Below are 15,690 nucleotides of genomic sequence, written 5' to 3' on the forward strand. Positions count from 1 at the left end.
GTGGTAGGTATGCATTCCCATTATACATCCTATAATATCGGGACTATTTATTATCACAGTTATTATCAGCCATTCATTGAAAGGTTTTTTATATGAACAAAAAAAGAACGAATCTTCTAGTTGGATTTATAAGCGCAATTGTCTTTATTATTGGTGCATTGTCTGTTTTTTCTTTAGTAATACTTATCAAAAGTGGATCCCCATCATTATCAGATAACAGTAGCGGCAATACCGCTGATCTCGAAAGCAAGTCCCATGGCACTGATGATCAGCCAAAAAACATCATAAACACTGAAGAAGATAGTCGCCGAACAGCAAACTATTCCGGTCCAACAATCTCTCAGGTTGATCAGTACATCTATAACTCCGATGGCAAAATTCTAAAAGATTTCCATGATGGTGAGAGATACTATCTTGATGTGACCGTTAATGCTGATGCTTCTGAGGCCGTTCTTGTATATGACAATGTATGTTATTACATTGACGCAGAGCTTAATGTAACAGAGATTGCATCTGATGTTTCTGAGGCAGGGATATGCTTTGATGGCGGATACTGTTACTGTATTAAAGGAGAAGTTGGAACTCCCAATCAGGAATTATTCATTTATGATATATGGAATCAGACTACAGAACCTCTAGCCAAAGGGAATATCATAGGAGCCTGTATTTCTCCAAATGGACGTGTAGTTGCATTTTATGATCATACAGGTACTGACAGAATATGCACTGCCGGAATAGATATTGAAAAAAAGACATACATAACCGAAAATTCTCCAAGTGTCATAGCAGTTTCAAATGATGCGACCATGATATATTTCAACGAATACAGCAGCTCTAAAGACTGCTTTAAATGTATTGATCACGAACAGGAGATAAAACTTAGCGAGAAATATTTGCTTGAGTCATATTTTACCAAATCATGCGATCAGATAATGTACATGGATAATGATGGAGTGAAATATTATAAATCCGGAGATAGCGAGCCTACAATATTGACCGAAGATACTGAAGATCTCAAATTCGATATAGCAGGTGGCAAAAAAATGCCCATATCGTTTTTTTCAGATCATTATATAGTTGATACAGACTTCTTTTCTGATGCTATGATGATGCATTCATTCGATGATTGCTATGCTTTCTCAGGTAATACTCCCAAGATCATCTGCCTTACCAAGGATGATGAAAAGGCCAAATATTTTCAAATGGCAATTACTGCTGAAGGACCTGTCTGCATTGGATCATCAGATGGTGATCTGGTAAAGTTCACCTATGATGGAAAAGAAGTTACTCGCAGCGTACTATACCACACCGACGAAATATCAATTGACTTTGTTGCAAACAAGACACTGGATAAGATATGGTTCATTTTGGATAATGATGTTTACTATCTGGAAAAGGACAAAGATGCTATTATGGTGGCTGATCAGGGCTCAAAAATCAACCTTGATCTAATGTATGATCCATTATCAGATAGATGCTTCTATGTCAAAGAAGATAAGTACTTATGCAGCGTTGGAACTAATTCTTATGATAATGAAACTGTCTGCGATTACTGTCATATGTTAACATACGTAACCGGAGAAGATCATCTGGTAGGATTTTACGATCATGATAGTCATAGATATATCGTGATCGGAGATGAGATTTTGGAAGAAGAGTAAGTTTGGAAGTGTTCCACTTTCAAACCCAAATTGGTGCCTTTAGCTCCACCAATTTGAACCATTAGCCACTTGCCTTGCTCGTGGCATGAGATTAAAAATAAACCACCTGGGACGCTCTGGCACGCCCCAGATGGTTTATTTTTTTAATATAGGTCTTGCTACATGTTCATTAAAAAATTCAATTAAAGGTCCCATGAAAAATGCTGTTATTATAGTTCCTATTCCCGCAAATGTCGGTATATCCTTAGCCATGCCGCCGCTCATGATAAAGAGCACTACTCCAAGAACCACACATACAACATCTGTTATGATCCTAAGGTACTTGAACTTGCCCATATGCCATGTATCTGCCATGATAATAGCAACGGCGTCGTAAGTAGACACGCCCAGATCAGCAGTCATATAAAAGGCTGAACCGAAGCATATTACTACTATGCCGATAATAAGAGCTGCTGCCCTTACCGGTATAGACGGATCAGGGAAAAATTTCTGAAGAGTTTCATAGCTAAACTGTGTAACATATCCCAAAAGAAACAGATTGATAAAGGTCGCGATACCTATCTTCTTTCTGTTGAACACCAGACTAAACGTAAGCAGTATAGCATTGACAATTACATATAAAGTTCCAAAATCAATCGGGATCATGTGATCTATGCCGCTCATAAAGGCCTGAAATGGGTCTACTCCAAATGCCGCAAGCTTGAATATACCTACAGAAAACCCGCATATCAGTACGCCAAGTACTGACATTACTATTCTCTTTTTTAACATGTGATCATCCTCCACCAATTAAGCTCTGATCAGTATTCTATATAATAATTCATAAACAAGTAATCTGCCCCCAAATGAATCAGGAACCTGCTCCAGATATTATTATTAACAGTAATACCACCTAAAGGCAAATGAAAGTTCTATCTACAGGTCATCACCATATCTTCGTTCTGATCTTCACTACTTTTCTATCATAAGTCAGGATCCCGTTGACTTCATCCTCTACATCACTTACCTGCGTATAGATGAATCCGCACAGTCCCTTGGTTTCAAGTGGCAGTATCTCGTAATGGATGAACTGCCCATAATCTTCATTCATCTTCTTCCTGCTTTTATAGGTCGCATAGCCGTAGGTCTTCCTACTGGCGCAGTGTCCCTCCATATAGTAGGTAAGGCCGCCGCACTCTGAAAGGAAACATGCTCTTTTATGCTTATCAACCGGAACAGAAGGCTTCCTGAAATAGTTATGTATACTGTTGAAATCTCCTGACCCTTGATCGAACCAGCCACTGGCCGCATCTATAGGCCTTGTATTATCAATGAACTTAAGAATATCCGGAAGCGTCGCAGCATCAAACTGCCCCCAGCCTTCATTGAAGATAGTCCATATAGCTATAGATGTGCAGTTCTTAAGATAGGAAGCCGTGCTGCGCATCTCTGCCACAAAAGCCTGTCTTCCTGCCGCATCTGATCTTGCAAGGAACTTGTAACTCTTAGCCGAGTCATCCAGTGTCTGCATTATATTTGGAAAAAGATTGGGCAGATACGTTACAAGTGGCTTGTCATAAGTTGATCCGCCGCTGACCATATCCTGAACTACCAGCATGCCAAGTCTGTCGCAGTGATAATAATATCTTGATTCCTCTATCTTGATATGCTTACGAAGCGTGTTGAATCCAAGTTTCTTCATAGTCTTGATATCATAGATAAGTGCAGCGTCGCAAGGCGCAGTCATAAGACCATCAGGCCAGTAGCCCTGATCCAGGACTCCTTTTATAAAATAAGGCTTATGATTCAGGCAAAATCTCATATGCCCCTTGGCATCCTGCTCCATGGTATAGGTCCTCATACCAAAATAGGACTTAACCTTGTCTGTACTGCCTTCTTCGTCTCTTGCAATTATCTCTATATGATACAGATATGGATTCTCCGGTGTCCAGAGTTTTGCATCCTCTATCAGTATTCCGACCTTAGTTGTATACGCATACAAGGTATCCATTGGGATAGTATCTGATGACGGTATAGGGTGATCGGTCTGCGCATCAAGCGGATCACAGGGGTGGAATTTATCTGCTGTTATCATCTTTTCAAATAACTCCGATTCTTCGCCCCCTATATCATCCTTTTGTCCTATCCTACTATCCGGAATCTGTCTTATTATCACATCGCACGGCTTTGTCACCGTCAGCCTTATTTTCACAAAAGAAAGGTCCTTGGAAGGCTCTGCAACCACCTTAAGGATAGCTGTATCAGGCACCCACTCCATCCACACGCTCTGCCATATCCCGCTCTGGGCAGAGTAGAACATACCGCCTCTATTTAGCGTCTGTTTGCCTCTTGAAAGCCAGGACGTGTCAGTTACATCTGTAACGCATACTTTAAGATCAAAGTAGTCTTTTTGGGAATATCTTGTTACATCAATAGTAAAGGGAAGATACCCTCCCTCATGATGTGCCACGCTGTGTCCGTTTATATAGACATCACACACCTGATCCACTGCTCCAAAGTGAAGGAGAAGACGGGACGAAGCATCAGGTCTTCCCACAACGTCAACCTTCCTGTAATACCAGAGATACTCGCCCGGCTTTAGGACATGTGGAAGGAGAGTCTTCCTGCTGCCAGCCGTAATATCAACTTTCGAAAGCATACTCTCCGGAGAAAAAGGCACTCTTATACTCCCGCATATATCCTTCTTCCGTGGAATCGAAGGTGAATCAGTAACACAAAAACCCCAGATTCCGTTAAGAGATATATAACTATCCCTCACGAACTGGGGTCTTGGATATTCTGATTTAGGACACTTACTTGTAAGCGCCTTGTCTGTCCATGGAGTATCAAGCTGCTTTAAAGCTACAGGTTCCTTGCTTCGCACCATACTGCGAGTGATATCTGTAAGATCCATTGAAAGGTTCCTCCAAGGAAGTAGAAGGGGACTTCCCTTAGACTTATCCCCTTATTATAGTTTTAATATGTTCCTGTCCTTTTTATAGGGAGCAAAAAGATAATAACGCCCTCTATCTCTGCGATATTATTTCTTTATAAAACATCGCCCTGCTGGCATTAAAATAAGCTTCTACCCACAATAGCGGTATAAAAAATGTAATGACGCCTATAAACATCATCGGCACAAAGCTTAGTACAAAGCCTATATATTTAATATAGTTATGGCGCATTACGGATATGCTCTTTCTCACAAGCTGCCTTACCGAATTGTCCGGGAAATCCTGCAACAGGAAAAAAGTCTGTGACATGGCAACTGCAAAGATGATATATGGAATCAGCAGTACCAGAGTTCCTATAGCCATCCATGTAATCGGTATAAGTCCTGCTACATGCAGAAACTGTGGTATCTGAAGAATAAGAGATGCTATAGTATAGATCAGCTGTATAAGGATTGCCTTGTCAGGATTTTGTTTAAATCCAAAGAAGAGATCTCCAAATGTTACAGGCTGGCCATATGCAAGATTCATAAGCATGTAGCACCGGCCTGATATGAAGACGCCAAAAAGCAGATCAACAATGATCTGCGTTGTAAGCGATATGAATATATTTGTTATCTGCAGTATGGTCAGCATACTAACAAAATAGATGATGTTGACCACAATGCTTGCGGCAATTATAGTGCCATAGTTACCAAGGAGCCTCTCTCTGGCAGTCGCCTTGATCATAGAAGTAGAAACACCTGATGTTTTAGCCATTTTATATAGTTATCCTTGTTTTATGATAATTATTATCTCTAAAATTTTAAACACTTCCAATATTCATAGAACTCTTCATAGAACTTATTATATTGATCTAAAAAAGCTATGACTATCAGATTTTATATTCAGGAATATATGTTATACAGAATAATCCGCATTCATTCCGGCGAGCAATCCTGCATCCAAAGCCTTACGCTGTTTCTGATAAGGATTATCTTCGCCGCCATATTTGATCTGAGAAGTAGTAGTACCGCCGGATACATATGTCCTTCCACATTCCGGACATATAGCTGTATGGATACTCACTGATGCCTGAAGTACCTTGCCGCCTTTCTGGGCTGCCTTGGCATAAGCATTAGATACATGTTCCTGTTCATGCGCCCGTACTCTGGAACCTGCTTCTGCAGGACTCATGTGCTGAGCTGTCTTGAACGAAACCATCTCATCAGATCCGTCCTGATATTTGCGATTCTGACAAGTCTCACACTCTGCAGGAGAAGACTTCCTTCCGGCCGACTTAACATCAGACTCTCCGGGATTAACTACAGCTTTGGATTCACCGGCCCCTGCTGCAGCGCCTACGCTATATCCACCATATACGCTTCCATATCCTATAGCGCCAATTCTCATCATAACTAAATCCTTACTTACTGAATTACCAGAAGGTCACTTTGTGAACCCGATAATCGTAATCAGTAACAACAACTATCTTACGATACTGTATATCGCATTCTCCATATTGTTGTAAGCATCTATCGAACCGGTCTGTGCATATTCTCTTATCGCAGATACGACACTTGGATCTGAAAAAATCTTATAAAAAATAAGTCCTATTGTTACATAAGTAACTGTTACTCCGATCGTACCTATTATCAATCCGATAATAGCCTGCCGTGAAAGCTTTTTAGTATTCCCTCTTGAAAGAAATGCAAGTATTATTGCTATGCCTCCAAGTATGATCGCTATAACTCCTGTGCTATAAAACAGTATAGATGTGATTCCGAGCCATACTGACATACTCGCCATTCTTCTGCGCGGGCTACCTTCCATCGTCATGCCTTCCTTTTTAATCTATTTAGTCAAAATAATACTATCATAAAAGCAGAATATTTTCAATAAAGCCTACAAATTTTCTGATAATTTAACAAAAGGCAATTACCTTTGTATTTCCTTATAGATTTTAAAAGATTACCATAAGCTTTTTTATTTATGTCCATAATAATTCCCATTGGTGTCAGATAATATATAAGAGACGGTTCCAGTGTTATTATAAATCCTTTGGCTCTTTATAACACTGAAACCGTCCCTTTAAATTCGCGTAATAACTTGCTTTTATTATTCTTTTTTATCTTCTATAGCAGCTTCTGCCTTATTCTCAATCTTGGGCTTTTCGCTTCTGATCTCGATCTGAGGTCCGCCTGTGCCTTCAATATACTCTCTTGTAAGAGTAACTCTGCCTATATTGTCATCCTTTGGTATCTCGTACATGATATCAAGCATAAACTCTTCTATGATAGATCTAAGAGCACGGGCTCCGGTATCCTTTTCAAGAGCCTTCTCTGCAATAGCTTCAAGCGCGCCGTCATCAAATCTAAGATCTACTTCATCAAGCTCAAGGAGCTTCTGATACTGCTTGAGGATAGCATTCTTGGGCTCTTTGAGGATTTTGATAAGTGCTTCCTTGGTAAGACCTGAAAGTGTGCATACGATAGGAAGTCTTCCAAGGAACTCCGGAATCATTCCGAACTTCTTTAAATCTTCTGTAGTTACGTATGAAAGGATGTTCTCATCGTCATCATACTTATCCTTAAGTTCAGAGTTAAAACCTATTGATGAAGATTTATTGAGCCTGTTCTTGATGATATCTGAAAGATCCGGGAAGGCACCACCACAGATAAAGAGGATATTCTTGGTATTAACTGTTGTAAGAGGTACCATAGCATTCTTGGAATTAGCACCTACAGGAACTTCAACTTCAGATCCTTCAAGGAGCTTGAGCATTCCCTGCTGTACGGATTCGCCGCTTACATCTCTTGCTGTTGTGGACTTCTTCTTGGCGATCTTATCTATCTCATCGATGAAGACGATACCGCGCTCAGCTTTCTTGACATCATTGCCTGCTGCCGCAAGGAGCTTAGATATTACACTTTCGATATCATCACCGATATAACCTGCTTCTGTAAGTGATGTAGCATCTGCTATAGCAAGCGGTACATCAAGAAGACGGGCAAGCGTCTTAACAAGATATGTCTTACCACTTCCTGTAGGTCCTATCATAAGGATATTAGACTTATCAATCTCAATATCGTCCATAGTGCCTGTAGCAACTCTCTTATAGTGGTTATAAACCGCAACAGAGATAACCTTCTTGGCCTGATCCTGACCTATTACATATTCATCGAGCTGTGCCTTGATCTTGTGAGGAGCAGGGATCTTCTTGATATCAATAGTCTCCTCTTCCTCTTTTTTCTTGGATTTCTTGATCTTCTGTGAATTAGGTATTCCGCCCTGAAGGTTAGATCCAAAGTCTCCAAGATTCATGAATGTAATACCGCTGTTCTTGTTAAGCTGATTCATGAGTTCAGGGTTATTGAGAAGATTGTTGTAATCATACTGACTTACAGTATCCATGGTGCGGTGCATACAATCCTCACACACGCATATATGGTTTGGAAGCTTGTACATACGACCGGCCTTGGACTCAGGACGTCTGCAGATGAAGCAGATATCCTCATAATCACTATCCTTCTTATCAGAACCAGATAGATCCTTATCATCTACAGTAGATTTACCATTCTCATCTATCTCACGAAAATCCATAGCGCTCTTGTTATCATTATTGTCGCTACTATTTGTATTTGCGGTTGTTTCTGTATTAGTAGTTTCATTAGTAGTATTATCTTTGTTGTCGTCGTTGTTAAAAAAATCGCTCATAAAAAACCTTTCTTTTTGAATCTTCCAAGTTCCTGATCCGCCGATCCGATTTATCGTCTCTTTATATTATCTGTCTCTATCAATTATTGCCTATTTTTTAATTCACTAATATATGTAAAATCGATTTCAGCATTCTAAGTATATGCTTAGGACACTATATTGGCAAGTAAAGTTTATATAAAAATCTCCAGATATCATGTCACGCCGCCCAAGCGCAAAGTTTACACTATCTGTTTCTGAACTGGGTGGGGGTACAGCCCACGGTTGCCTTGAACTGCCTGTTGAAGTGCTCTATGTTCTCATAGCCGCAGTAGCTTGCTATATCCTGAACAGAGTTCCCACTTGACCTTAGAAGATACCTTGCATAGCCTATCCTCGCCTTAATGATATCCTTGGTCACAGGTACATGGAACAGCTCCTTATATACATGCTCAAAATATGAAAGACTCATATTCTGGCCCTTGGCAAGCTTCTCAACATCAGTTATGGTAGCAGCATTGTTGCCGCTAAAGATACTGTTTCTAAGCTCTCCGAAAGCCTTCCTGTAATGATTGTATTTACTTGGAGTTCCGCTTTCAGAATGCATTATATCTGCAAACTTATAGATAAGCGCCCTCATCTTCATATCAAGAAGCTCTTTTTTGTGACTCCCTGCCTGATGAAACTCTGCATCTGCAAGATGCCACAGATCGCTAAGTTCTATTGTATTGTAAATGATAACAGGCTTACCGCATGGGATATCAAGACTCTCTATGAGTATCTCTATCTCGTCCTTTTCGTTATTATCATCTTTGGCATTCCAGTCTCTTATAGTTCGGGCAGCGGAGTTATTACTACTATTATGGGATCCGGAGTTTATATAATCTGTTCTAGCGGCATCATTATGCCCATCTTTACGAATGATATCACTGCCTGATTCACAGGCGCTCCTAAAGTGTACCCAGCTGTCGATATAGGTCATATCTTCATGATTATGAAAGAGCTGTCTCTGCCACTTTTTAAACAGGATAAAGCAGGGTTCAGGATAATAGACCATCTTACCATCAACCATAATATCCGAAGGTGTCTGTATATGGAGGAAGAGATAATTGTTAAGTCCCTCCGGCCTGTTGATCTCCCAGCCCTTAGTATGAACATAATTACAACCAATCGCATCTACCGATATCATAAGCTCTTCCTTTCATCATAGTATATCGTCTTTACAGGGATGTACTTCTATGTCGCCTTTACAGGATGTAAATCTGACATTTTCAGAAGTACAGGGATGTACTTCTATGTCACCCTCATCAAATTTACGAATCCATCCGCCGATAATCCACTTATACATCCTGTCACAACCATAATACTATTTTAAAGCAGAAAAAATCAATCTTAGACAACATATATCATTGTAAAAATCCAGCAACAGACTAATATAAATTGTACGGAGTATTAGTTTTAGAGCAGTTTCAGACTGCCAGAGGGGACATTATGAAAATCAAAAAACATCAATCGGCAATGAGGTGGTTCTATTCCTACCTCAAAAAGTACACCTGGAAAGTCGCGCTTGGACTTATCCTGGTTACAGCAACATCTGTTCTTGCGATCATCAATCCCAGGATCACAGGCTTCATCGTTGATGACATCATAGGTGATGGCAGGAATATCAGAACAGACCTTCTTCCAAAATTTCTGCTTCTTATGATCGGTATCACTGTTGTAAGAGCTGTCTTTAGACTTATCTTTTTGTATCTGTTCGAGACAGCTTCTCAGGATATGCTCTATGACATGCGAGACGGCGTATACCGCAATCTCCTTGAGAAGGACTTCGCCTTCTATAACAGGAGCAGAACCGGTGACCTCATGAGCAGACAGACAGGTGACATGATGGCAATCCGCCATTTTGTTGCATTTGTAATCTACAGCATATATGAGAATGTCCTTTTGTTCGTAATAGCTTTGTTTATGATATTCTCTGTAGATTTCAGGATAGGTCTTGCAATGATACTGGTTCTTCCTATCACTGCTTTCATGACCTACTCTCAGAGTAAGACTATAAAGCCCAAGTTCATGAACATCAGAGACAAGTTCTCATCTCTTAACGCATTCGTTCAGGAGAACATAAGTGGTAACCGCGTTGTCAGAGCTTTTGCCAAGGAAGACTACGAGATTGAGAAGTTCGACAAGGAGAACGCCCAGTACAGAGACGCAGAGCTTGATGCAGCCAGAGTCTGGACCAAGTATGTACCTATATTCATGTTCCTGTCACATATGCTTACCTTCCTGCTTATGGTAGCAGGCGGCATCATGTGTATCTACGGCTACATGTCTCTTGGTAACCTTGTTATGATCAACAGTTATCTGTGGATGCTCAATAACCCGCTTCAGTTCATGGGCTGGCTTATCAATGATTACCACAGGTTCACAACTTCTGTTGAGAAGATATATCAGACTATCACCCAGAAGCCTGATATCCAGACACCAAGATATCCCAAGGAAGTTGATAAGATAAAAGGCGATGTAGAATTCAGAAACGTATCTTACACAGTAGACGGAGAGCCTGTCCTTCACAATGTCAGCTTCCATATAAAGCCGGGCCAGACAGTTGGTATCATCGGTGCTACAGGTTCAGGTAAATCTACCATCATGAATCTTATGTGCAGATTCTTCGATACCACGGAAGGTGAAGTTCTTATGGACGGCATCAATGTTAAGGATCTGGATCTTCATAGACTTAGGGATGGTATCGGTATTGCCATGCAGGATATATTCCTCTTCTCAGATACCATTGAAGGCAATATAGCTTATGCTGATCCTAACTGTCCTTTCGAGAAGGTTAAGTGGGCTGCCAAGATGGCTGATGCGGATGATTTCATTCAGAAGATGGACGACGGCTATGACACTGTTGTAGGAGAAAGGGGTGTCGGCCTCTCCGGTGGTCAGCGCCAGCGTATATCTCTTGCAAGAGCCCTTCTTAAAGAGCCTTCCATCCTGATACTTGATGATACAACTTCAGCTGTTGATATGGAGACAGAGGCTGAGATCCAGCGCGACCTCAAGAAGCTTGATGGTCATACAGTTTTTATCATCGCTCACCGTATATCCTCTATCAAGGATGCTGATGTCATACTGGTTGTAGAGGACGGACGTATTGCAGAGTCCGGAACTCACGACGAGCTTATAGAAAAAGACGGATACTACAAGAAAGTATTCGAGCATCAGTACGGCGAATTTGACAAGATCATGAAGAGAAAGGAGACCGCATAATGGCTAGAAATAAGATAGAACAAGACGAAGAGCTTGACAGCGGTTTTGACATAAATCAGCTAAAAAGACTTGCAGGCTATGTCGGCACTTACAAAAAAGACCTGACTATAGCCGTGATCATAATGGTAATATCAAGCGCCATATCCATGCTTATTCCTCTTTTTATGAAAAATGTCATGGATGTTATATCTGCGACAGTGTATGACAAGGTATATACTCCTGATAAGGCTGTGCAGCTTATCATCATCAATGCTCTGGCAGCACTTCTTGTAGGTATAACCTGTGCAGTCATCATGAAATATAAGATAATACTTACATCCCGAGTAGGTCAGGGAGTTATATATAACCTTAGAAGAGAGCTGTTCGTACATCTTCAGAAGCTCCCCTTCTCCTACTACGATGACAAGCCCCATGGCAAGATTCAGGTTAGAGTTGTTAACTATGTCAACAATTTAAGTGACCTTCTGTCCAATGGTATCGTTAATACCATCACAGATATGTTCTCACTGGTATTCATACTCATATTCATGCTCTATCTGAATGTAAGATTCACACTTGTATGTCTGTGCGGTCTTCCTGTACTCACTGTTATCATCCTTTTTGTCAAAAACAGACAAAGAAGAGCCTGGCAGATACAGAGCAACAAGCAGTCCAATCTTAACGCTTACATAGCTGAAAGTATCAATGGTATAAGGGTCACTCAGTCTTTTGTCAGAGAGGACACCAATACCGTCCTTTTCAACAGACTTAATAAGGATGCAAGAAGTGCATGGATGAATGCCGTCAAGTACAACTTCATCCTAAGCCCTGTGATTGAGAATATCACTGTTATCACAACTTCTGTAATATATGTACTGGGTATAGGTTGGCTTACTCACGGAGAGACCGCGATCACAGTAGGTCTTCTGACTGCCTTCGTAGGCTATGTATCAAGATTCTGGCAGCCTATTATGACACTTGCAAACTTCTACAACTCGCTTCTGACTGCTATATCATACCTTGAGCGTATCTTCGAGACTATTGATTCTCCTATTACGGTCAAGGACAAAGAAGGTGCAACCACAATGCCTGAGATAAAGGGCGATGTAGAGTTCAAGAATGTATGCTTTGCCTACGACGACGGAGTTGAAATCCTGCACGACGTAAGCTTTAAAGTAGGTGCAGGCGAGTCCTATGCCATAGTCGGTCCTACAGGCGCCGGTAAGTCTACTATCGTAAATCTTATCAGCAGATTCTATAACGTAGGAAGTGGCAAGATACTTGTAGATGGTATAGATATAAATGATGTCACTATAAAGTCCTTAAGACAGCAGATGGGCGTTATGATGCAGGACAGCTTCATATTCTCCGGAACTATTATGGACAATATCCGCTATGGCAATATGGAAGCTACTGATGAAGAAGTTATAGCTGCAGCCAAGACTGTATGTGCTCATGATTTTATCATAAATCTTGAAAACGGCTATTATACGCAGGTCAACGAAAGAGGAAGCCGCTTATCAGCAGGTCAGCGCCAGCTAATATCCTTTGCAAGAGCAGTTCTTGCTGATCCTAAGATCCTGATACTTGATGAAGCTACGTCAAGTATCGATACAGAGACAGAGATACTTCTTCAAAAGGGTCTGCAGCAGATGCTTAAGGGCAGAACCTCCTTCATCATCGCTCACAGACTCAGTACTATCAAGAATGCCACCTGCATCATGTATGTAGACGATGGTAAGATCCAGGAGAAGGGTTCTCATGATGAACTTCTAAAGATACCAAACGGCTACTATCACAACCTGTATGACAGCCAGTACGCTTTCCTTCAGGCATAAAGCTTAAATAGGCACTTGTGAAGCATGGCCTTTTGCTTCACAAAACAGAAAACGAAAGCCTGTTTTATTTATAATAAAAAGCCATTTTAAGGATTCTAGTTTCCTTAAAATGGCTTTCTTTATAAATAAAACAAGCTTTTAAAATGTCTTAAAATCCGAAGTCGTCTCCGTCATCTCCGCCGTCTTCATCTCCGCTTCCCTCAGAATCAGATCCGCCTTCCTGGTCTCCGTCTTCATAGTCGCCGCCATCTTCATAGTCGTCTGAGCCTTTATCATCACTAGATTCTTTCTTAGAAGATGAATCCTTATCACTTGAGCTTCCTGACTTAGAAGCCTTCTGCTCCTTGAGTGTTACCTGTACTTCAACTTCAGTATATCCGTTGTCACCTTTTCTAAGTACTGTGATAGTAATAGTCTGACCTGCTTCATAATAAGCAAGGTTTGCATCAAGATCTCCTCTTGAAGCTATCTTAGCATCTTCTACCTTGATGATAACATCTCCAACTTCAAGTCCTGCAGCTTCGGCAGCGCTACCACTTTCTATAGATGATATATAAGCACCCTCTACACCTGTAGGTGTATAAGCTGTAACTCCAAGATATCCTCTGTTCTCCTTGGATGCCTTATATTTTGTAGAAGAATCCATAAGATCTTCAATTATAGGCTTTGCAACAGATATCGGAATAGCATATCCCATACCTTCTGCTTCATCTGCTACCACTTTTCTTGAATTGATTCCTATAAGTTCACCTTTGACATTAAGAAGTGCGCCACCGGAGTTACCATGGTTGATGGAAGCATCTGTCTGAATGAACAATCCCTCTGATCCGTCTTCATTGGGAAGTCGTCTGTTCAAAGCACTGATAACACCAACTGTTACTGACTGACCCATACCAAGAGCATTACCGATAGCTATGGCAGGCTCTCCAAGTTTAAGATCGTCTGAATCGCCCATTGTAGCAAAACTTATAGCATTCATAGTAGCATCATCCACTTCTGTAAGAGGTACTGCTATAACTGCAAGGTCCATTCCTGAATTAGTTCCCTTGATAAAAGCTGATTTGTTGGTACCATTAACAAACTGTACAGTAAGATCGTCAGCACCTTCTACAACGTGATAATTAGTAACGATAAGAAGCTCTTCGTCATTCTGTCCGATTATAACACCGGAACCTGATCCTCCGTTAAGAGCTTCTCCCTCTTCATAGCCATAGTCTTCCAGGTTGACAGTATATCTATTCTCGATAACTACTATAGAAGGCATTACCTTCTCAACAAGACTTGATACATCAGTTGCTACTACAAGCTGCTCTTCCTGCTGATCCTTGGTTTCTTCTGTTGTCTGAGTGGCAGCTGTATCTTCTTTGTCTTTGGATTTAAGAAGATCACTAATTGAGATATCCTTCTTCTTGGCCACATATACACCGCCGCATCCAAGTCCTGCAATCATGACAATTGCAAGAAACGCCGCAAGGATTTTCTTTCCTTTTTTCTTTTTCTTCTTAGGAGGAGTACCTCCCTGATTATTAGCACCTGCAGGATTGTAATTATTGTATCCTGCATTACCTGTATACTGGTATGTGCCCTGCAAAGGAGCGTCAGGCGTACCAGTGCCGGCTGCATTCAATCCGTTATTATTAGGATTTTGTGTGTTATTCATTTTCTTCCCCTTTCAAAACCATGTATTATCTTCTTCGATTACATTGATCTCCATGTAGTCAAATGGAACTTCCTCTATGAAGCTGTCCTGCGTGAACCTGCATTTACTGGTCTTCTTGAAGTCATTAACATTGACAGAAAGCCATATAGGCTTTGGAAGATCAAGCTCATAGCATGCCTTCTCCAGACTTCCCATAACCTTATGAGTTCTGGTATCTTCTTCGTCATTGCAGATCACTGTATCTTGTAACATATGATTGTCTTTGAATAGTCTCACCCATAATCTGAACATTTTGTAATCTCTGCTCCTTCCATGCTTCTATTACTTTGCACTAAAATGAGCAAAATTGCAAACGGGATTTTCCTTACGGACAGTGTAAATTTACTGTAGGATTTAATGGGTTAAAGGAACCTTGATATGCCTTTGCCTTGTTGGCATCATAAGAATAAGCGAAATTTCATCCGCTCATTTTAGGCTATCATCATGAAGTTTGAGTGTCAATAATAGTCCACTTTCCATCGTACTAAACTAATGTAATTGCTACCGTACGCCACCCTTGACCGAACCCGACAGAAACGCTGCTTGGCTTTGCCGACGGTGAAGATGATAAGAACAGCTAATACTTCCCACCGTCGGGGACAACATCGTAGCGTTTCTGTCAGAACCCATCAAGGGCAAGC

General features: G+C 40.8%; 12 protein-coding genes. 3 read left to right on the plus strand and 9 right to left on the minus strand.

Translation table 11 applies throughout. The features are described 5' to 3' along the window. The first annotated feature begins 92 nt into the window (after positions 1 to 92). Complete coding sequence (locus BMX21_RS17590; protein ID WP_092046399.1) at positions 93 to 1,661, plus strand: hypothetical protein; 1,569 nt, start codon at positions 93 to 95, stop codon at positions 1,659 to 1,661. A gap of 135 nt (positions 1,662 to 1,796) precedes the next feature. Here the strand turns inward: BMX21_RS17590 and BMX21_RS17595 are convergent, their stop codons facing one another. The 7 genes from BMX21_RS17595 to BMX21_RS17625 form a co-directional block, all read right to left on the minus strand. After that, positions 1,797 to 2,432, minus strand: coding sequence for a YczE/YyaS/YitT family protein (locus BMX21_RS17595; RefSeq protein ID WP_092046401.1), 636 nt, complete (start codon positions 2,430 to 2,432; stop codon positions 1,797 to 1,799). 154 nt (positions 2,433 to 2,586) lie between these two features. Next, entirely contained in the window at positions 2,587 to 4,554 is a 1,968-nt protein-coding gene (locus BMX21_RS17600; RefSeq protein WP_092046404.1) for a glycoside hydrolase family 2 protein, read from the minus strand. A 112-nt stretch (positions 4,555 to 4,666) separates the two neighbouring features. After that, on the minus strand, positions 4,667 to 5,350 hold the full coding sequence (locus BMX21_RS17605) for a DUF975 family protein (protein WP_092046406.1): 684 nt from the start codon (positions 5,348 to 5,350) through the stop codon (positions 4,667 to 4,669). A 141-nt stretch (positions 5,351 to 5,491) separates the two neighbouring features. Beyond that, a complete protein-coding gene (locus tag BMX21_RS17610) occupies positions 5,492 to 5,986 on the minus strand; it encodes a hypothetical protein (RefSeq protein ID WP_330390273.1) in 495 nt (164 codons plus the stop codon). Positions 5,987 to 6,058: 72 nt separating this feature from the next. Continuing rightward, on the minus strand, positions 6,059 to 6,403 hold the full coding sequence (locus tag BMX21_RS17615) for a hypothetical protein (protein ID WP_092046408.1): 345 nt from the start codon (positions 6,401 to 6,403) through the stop codon (positions 6,059 to 6,061). Positions 6,404 to 6,688: 285 nt separating this feature from the next. Further along, on the minus strand, positions 6,689 to 8,287 hold the full coding sequence (gene clpX / locus BMX21_RS17620) for an ATP-dependent Clp protease ATP-binding subunit ClpX (RefSeq protein ID WP_022754124.1): 1,599 nt from the start codon (positions 8,285 to 8,287) through the stop codon (positions 6,689 to 6,691). A gap of 226 nt (positions 8,288 to 8,513) precedes the next feature. Continuing rightward, a complete protein-coding gene (locus tag BMX21_RS17625; protein ID WP_092046410.1) occupies positions 8,514 to 9,455 on the minus strand; it encodes a helix-turn-helix domain-containing protein in 942 nt (313 codons plus the stop codon). 302 nt (positions 9,456 to 9,757) lie between these two features. Between BMX21_RS17625 and BMX21_RS17630 the strand changes: the two genes are divergently transcribed. Further along, entirely contained in the window at positions 9,758 to 11,533 is a 1,776-nt protein-coding gene (locus BMX21_RS17630; protein ID WP_034489377.1) for an ABC transporter ATP-binding protein, read from the plus strand. Next, positions 11,533 to 13,350 carry an ABC transporter ATP-binding protein gene (locus tag BMX21_RS17635; protein ID WP_027203642.1) on the plus strand — a complete coding sequence of 606 codons (1,818 nt, stop codon included), beginning with the start codon at positions 11,533 to 11,535 and terminating at the stop codon, positions 13,348 to 13,350. The genes BMX21_RS17630 and BMX21_RS17635 overlap by 1 nt, the downstream gene beginning before the upstream one ends. Before the next feature lie 148 nt (positions 13,351 to 13,498). Here BMX21_RS17635 and BMX21_RS17640 read toward each other — a convergent pair whose 3' ends face one another. Then, on the minus strand, positions 13,499 to 15,010 hold the full coding sequence (locus tag BMX21_RS17640; RefSeq protein WP_092046412.1) for a S1C family serine protease: 1,512 nt from the start codon (positions 15,008 to 15,010) through the stop codon (positions 13,499 to 13,501). Positions 15,011 to 15,022: 12 nt separating this feature from the next. Then, complete coding sequence (locus tag BMX21_RS17645; protein ID WP_022754119.1) at positions 15,023 to 15,301, minus strand: hypothetical protein; 279 nt, start codon at positions 15,299 to 15,301, stop codon at positions 15,023 to 15,025. Positions 15,302 to 15,690: the final 389 nt, after the last annotated feature.

It is taken from the genome of Butyrivibrio sp. TB (genome assembly GCF_900110805.1).
GTDB lineage: Bacteria > Bacillota > Clostridia > Lachnospirales > Lachnospiraceae > Butyrivibrio > Butyrivibrio fibrisolvens_C.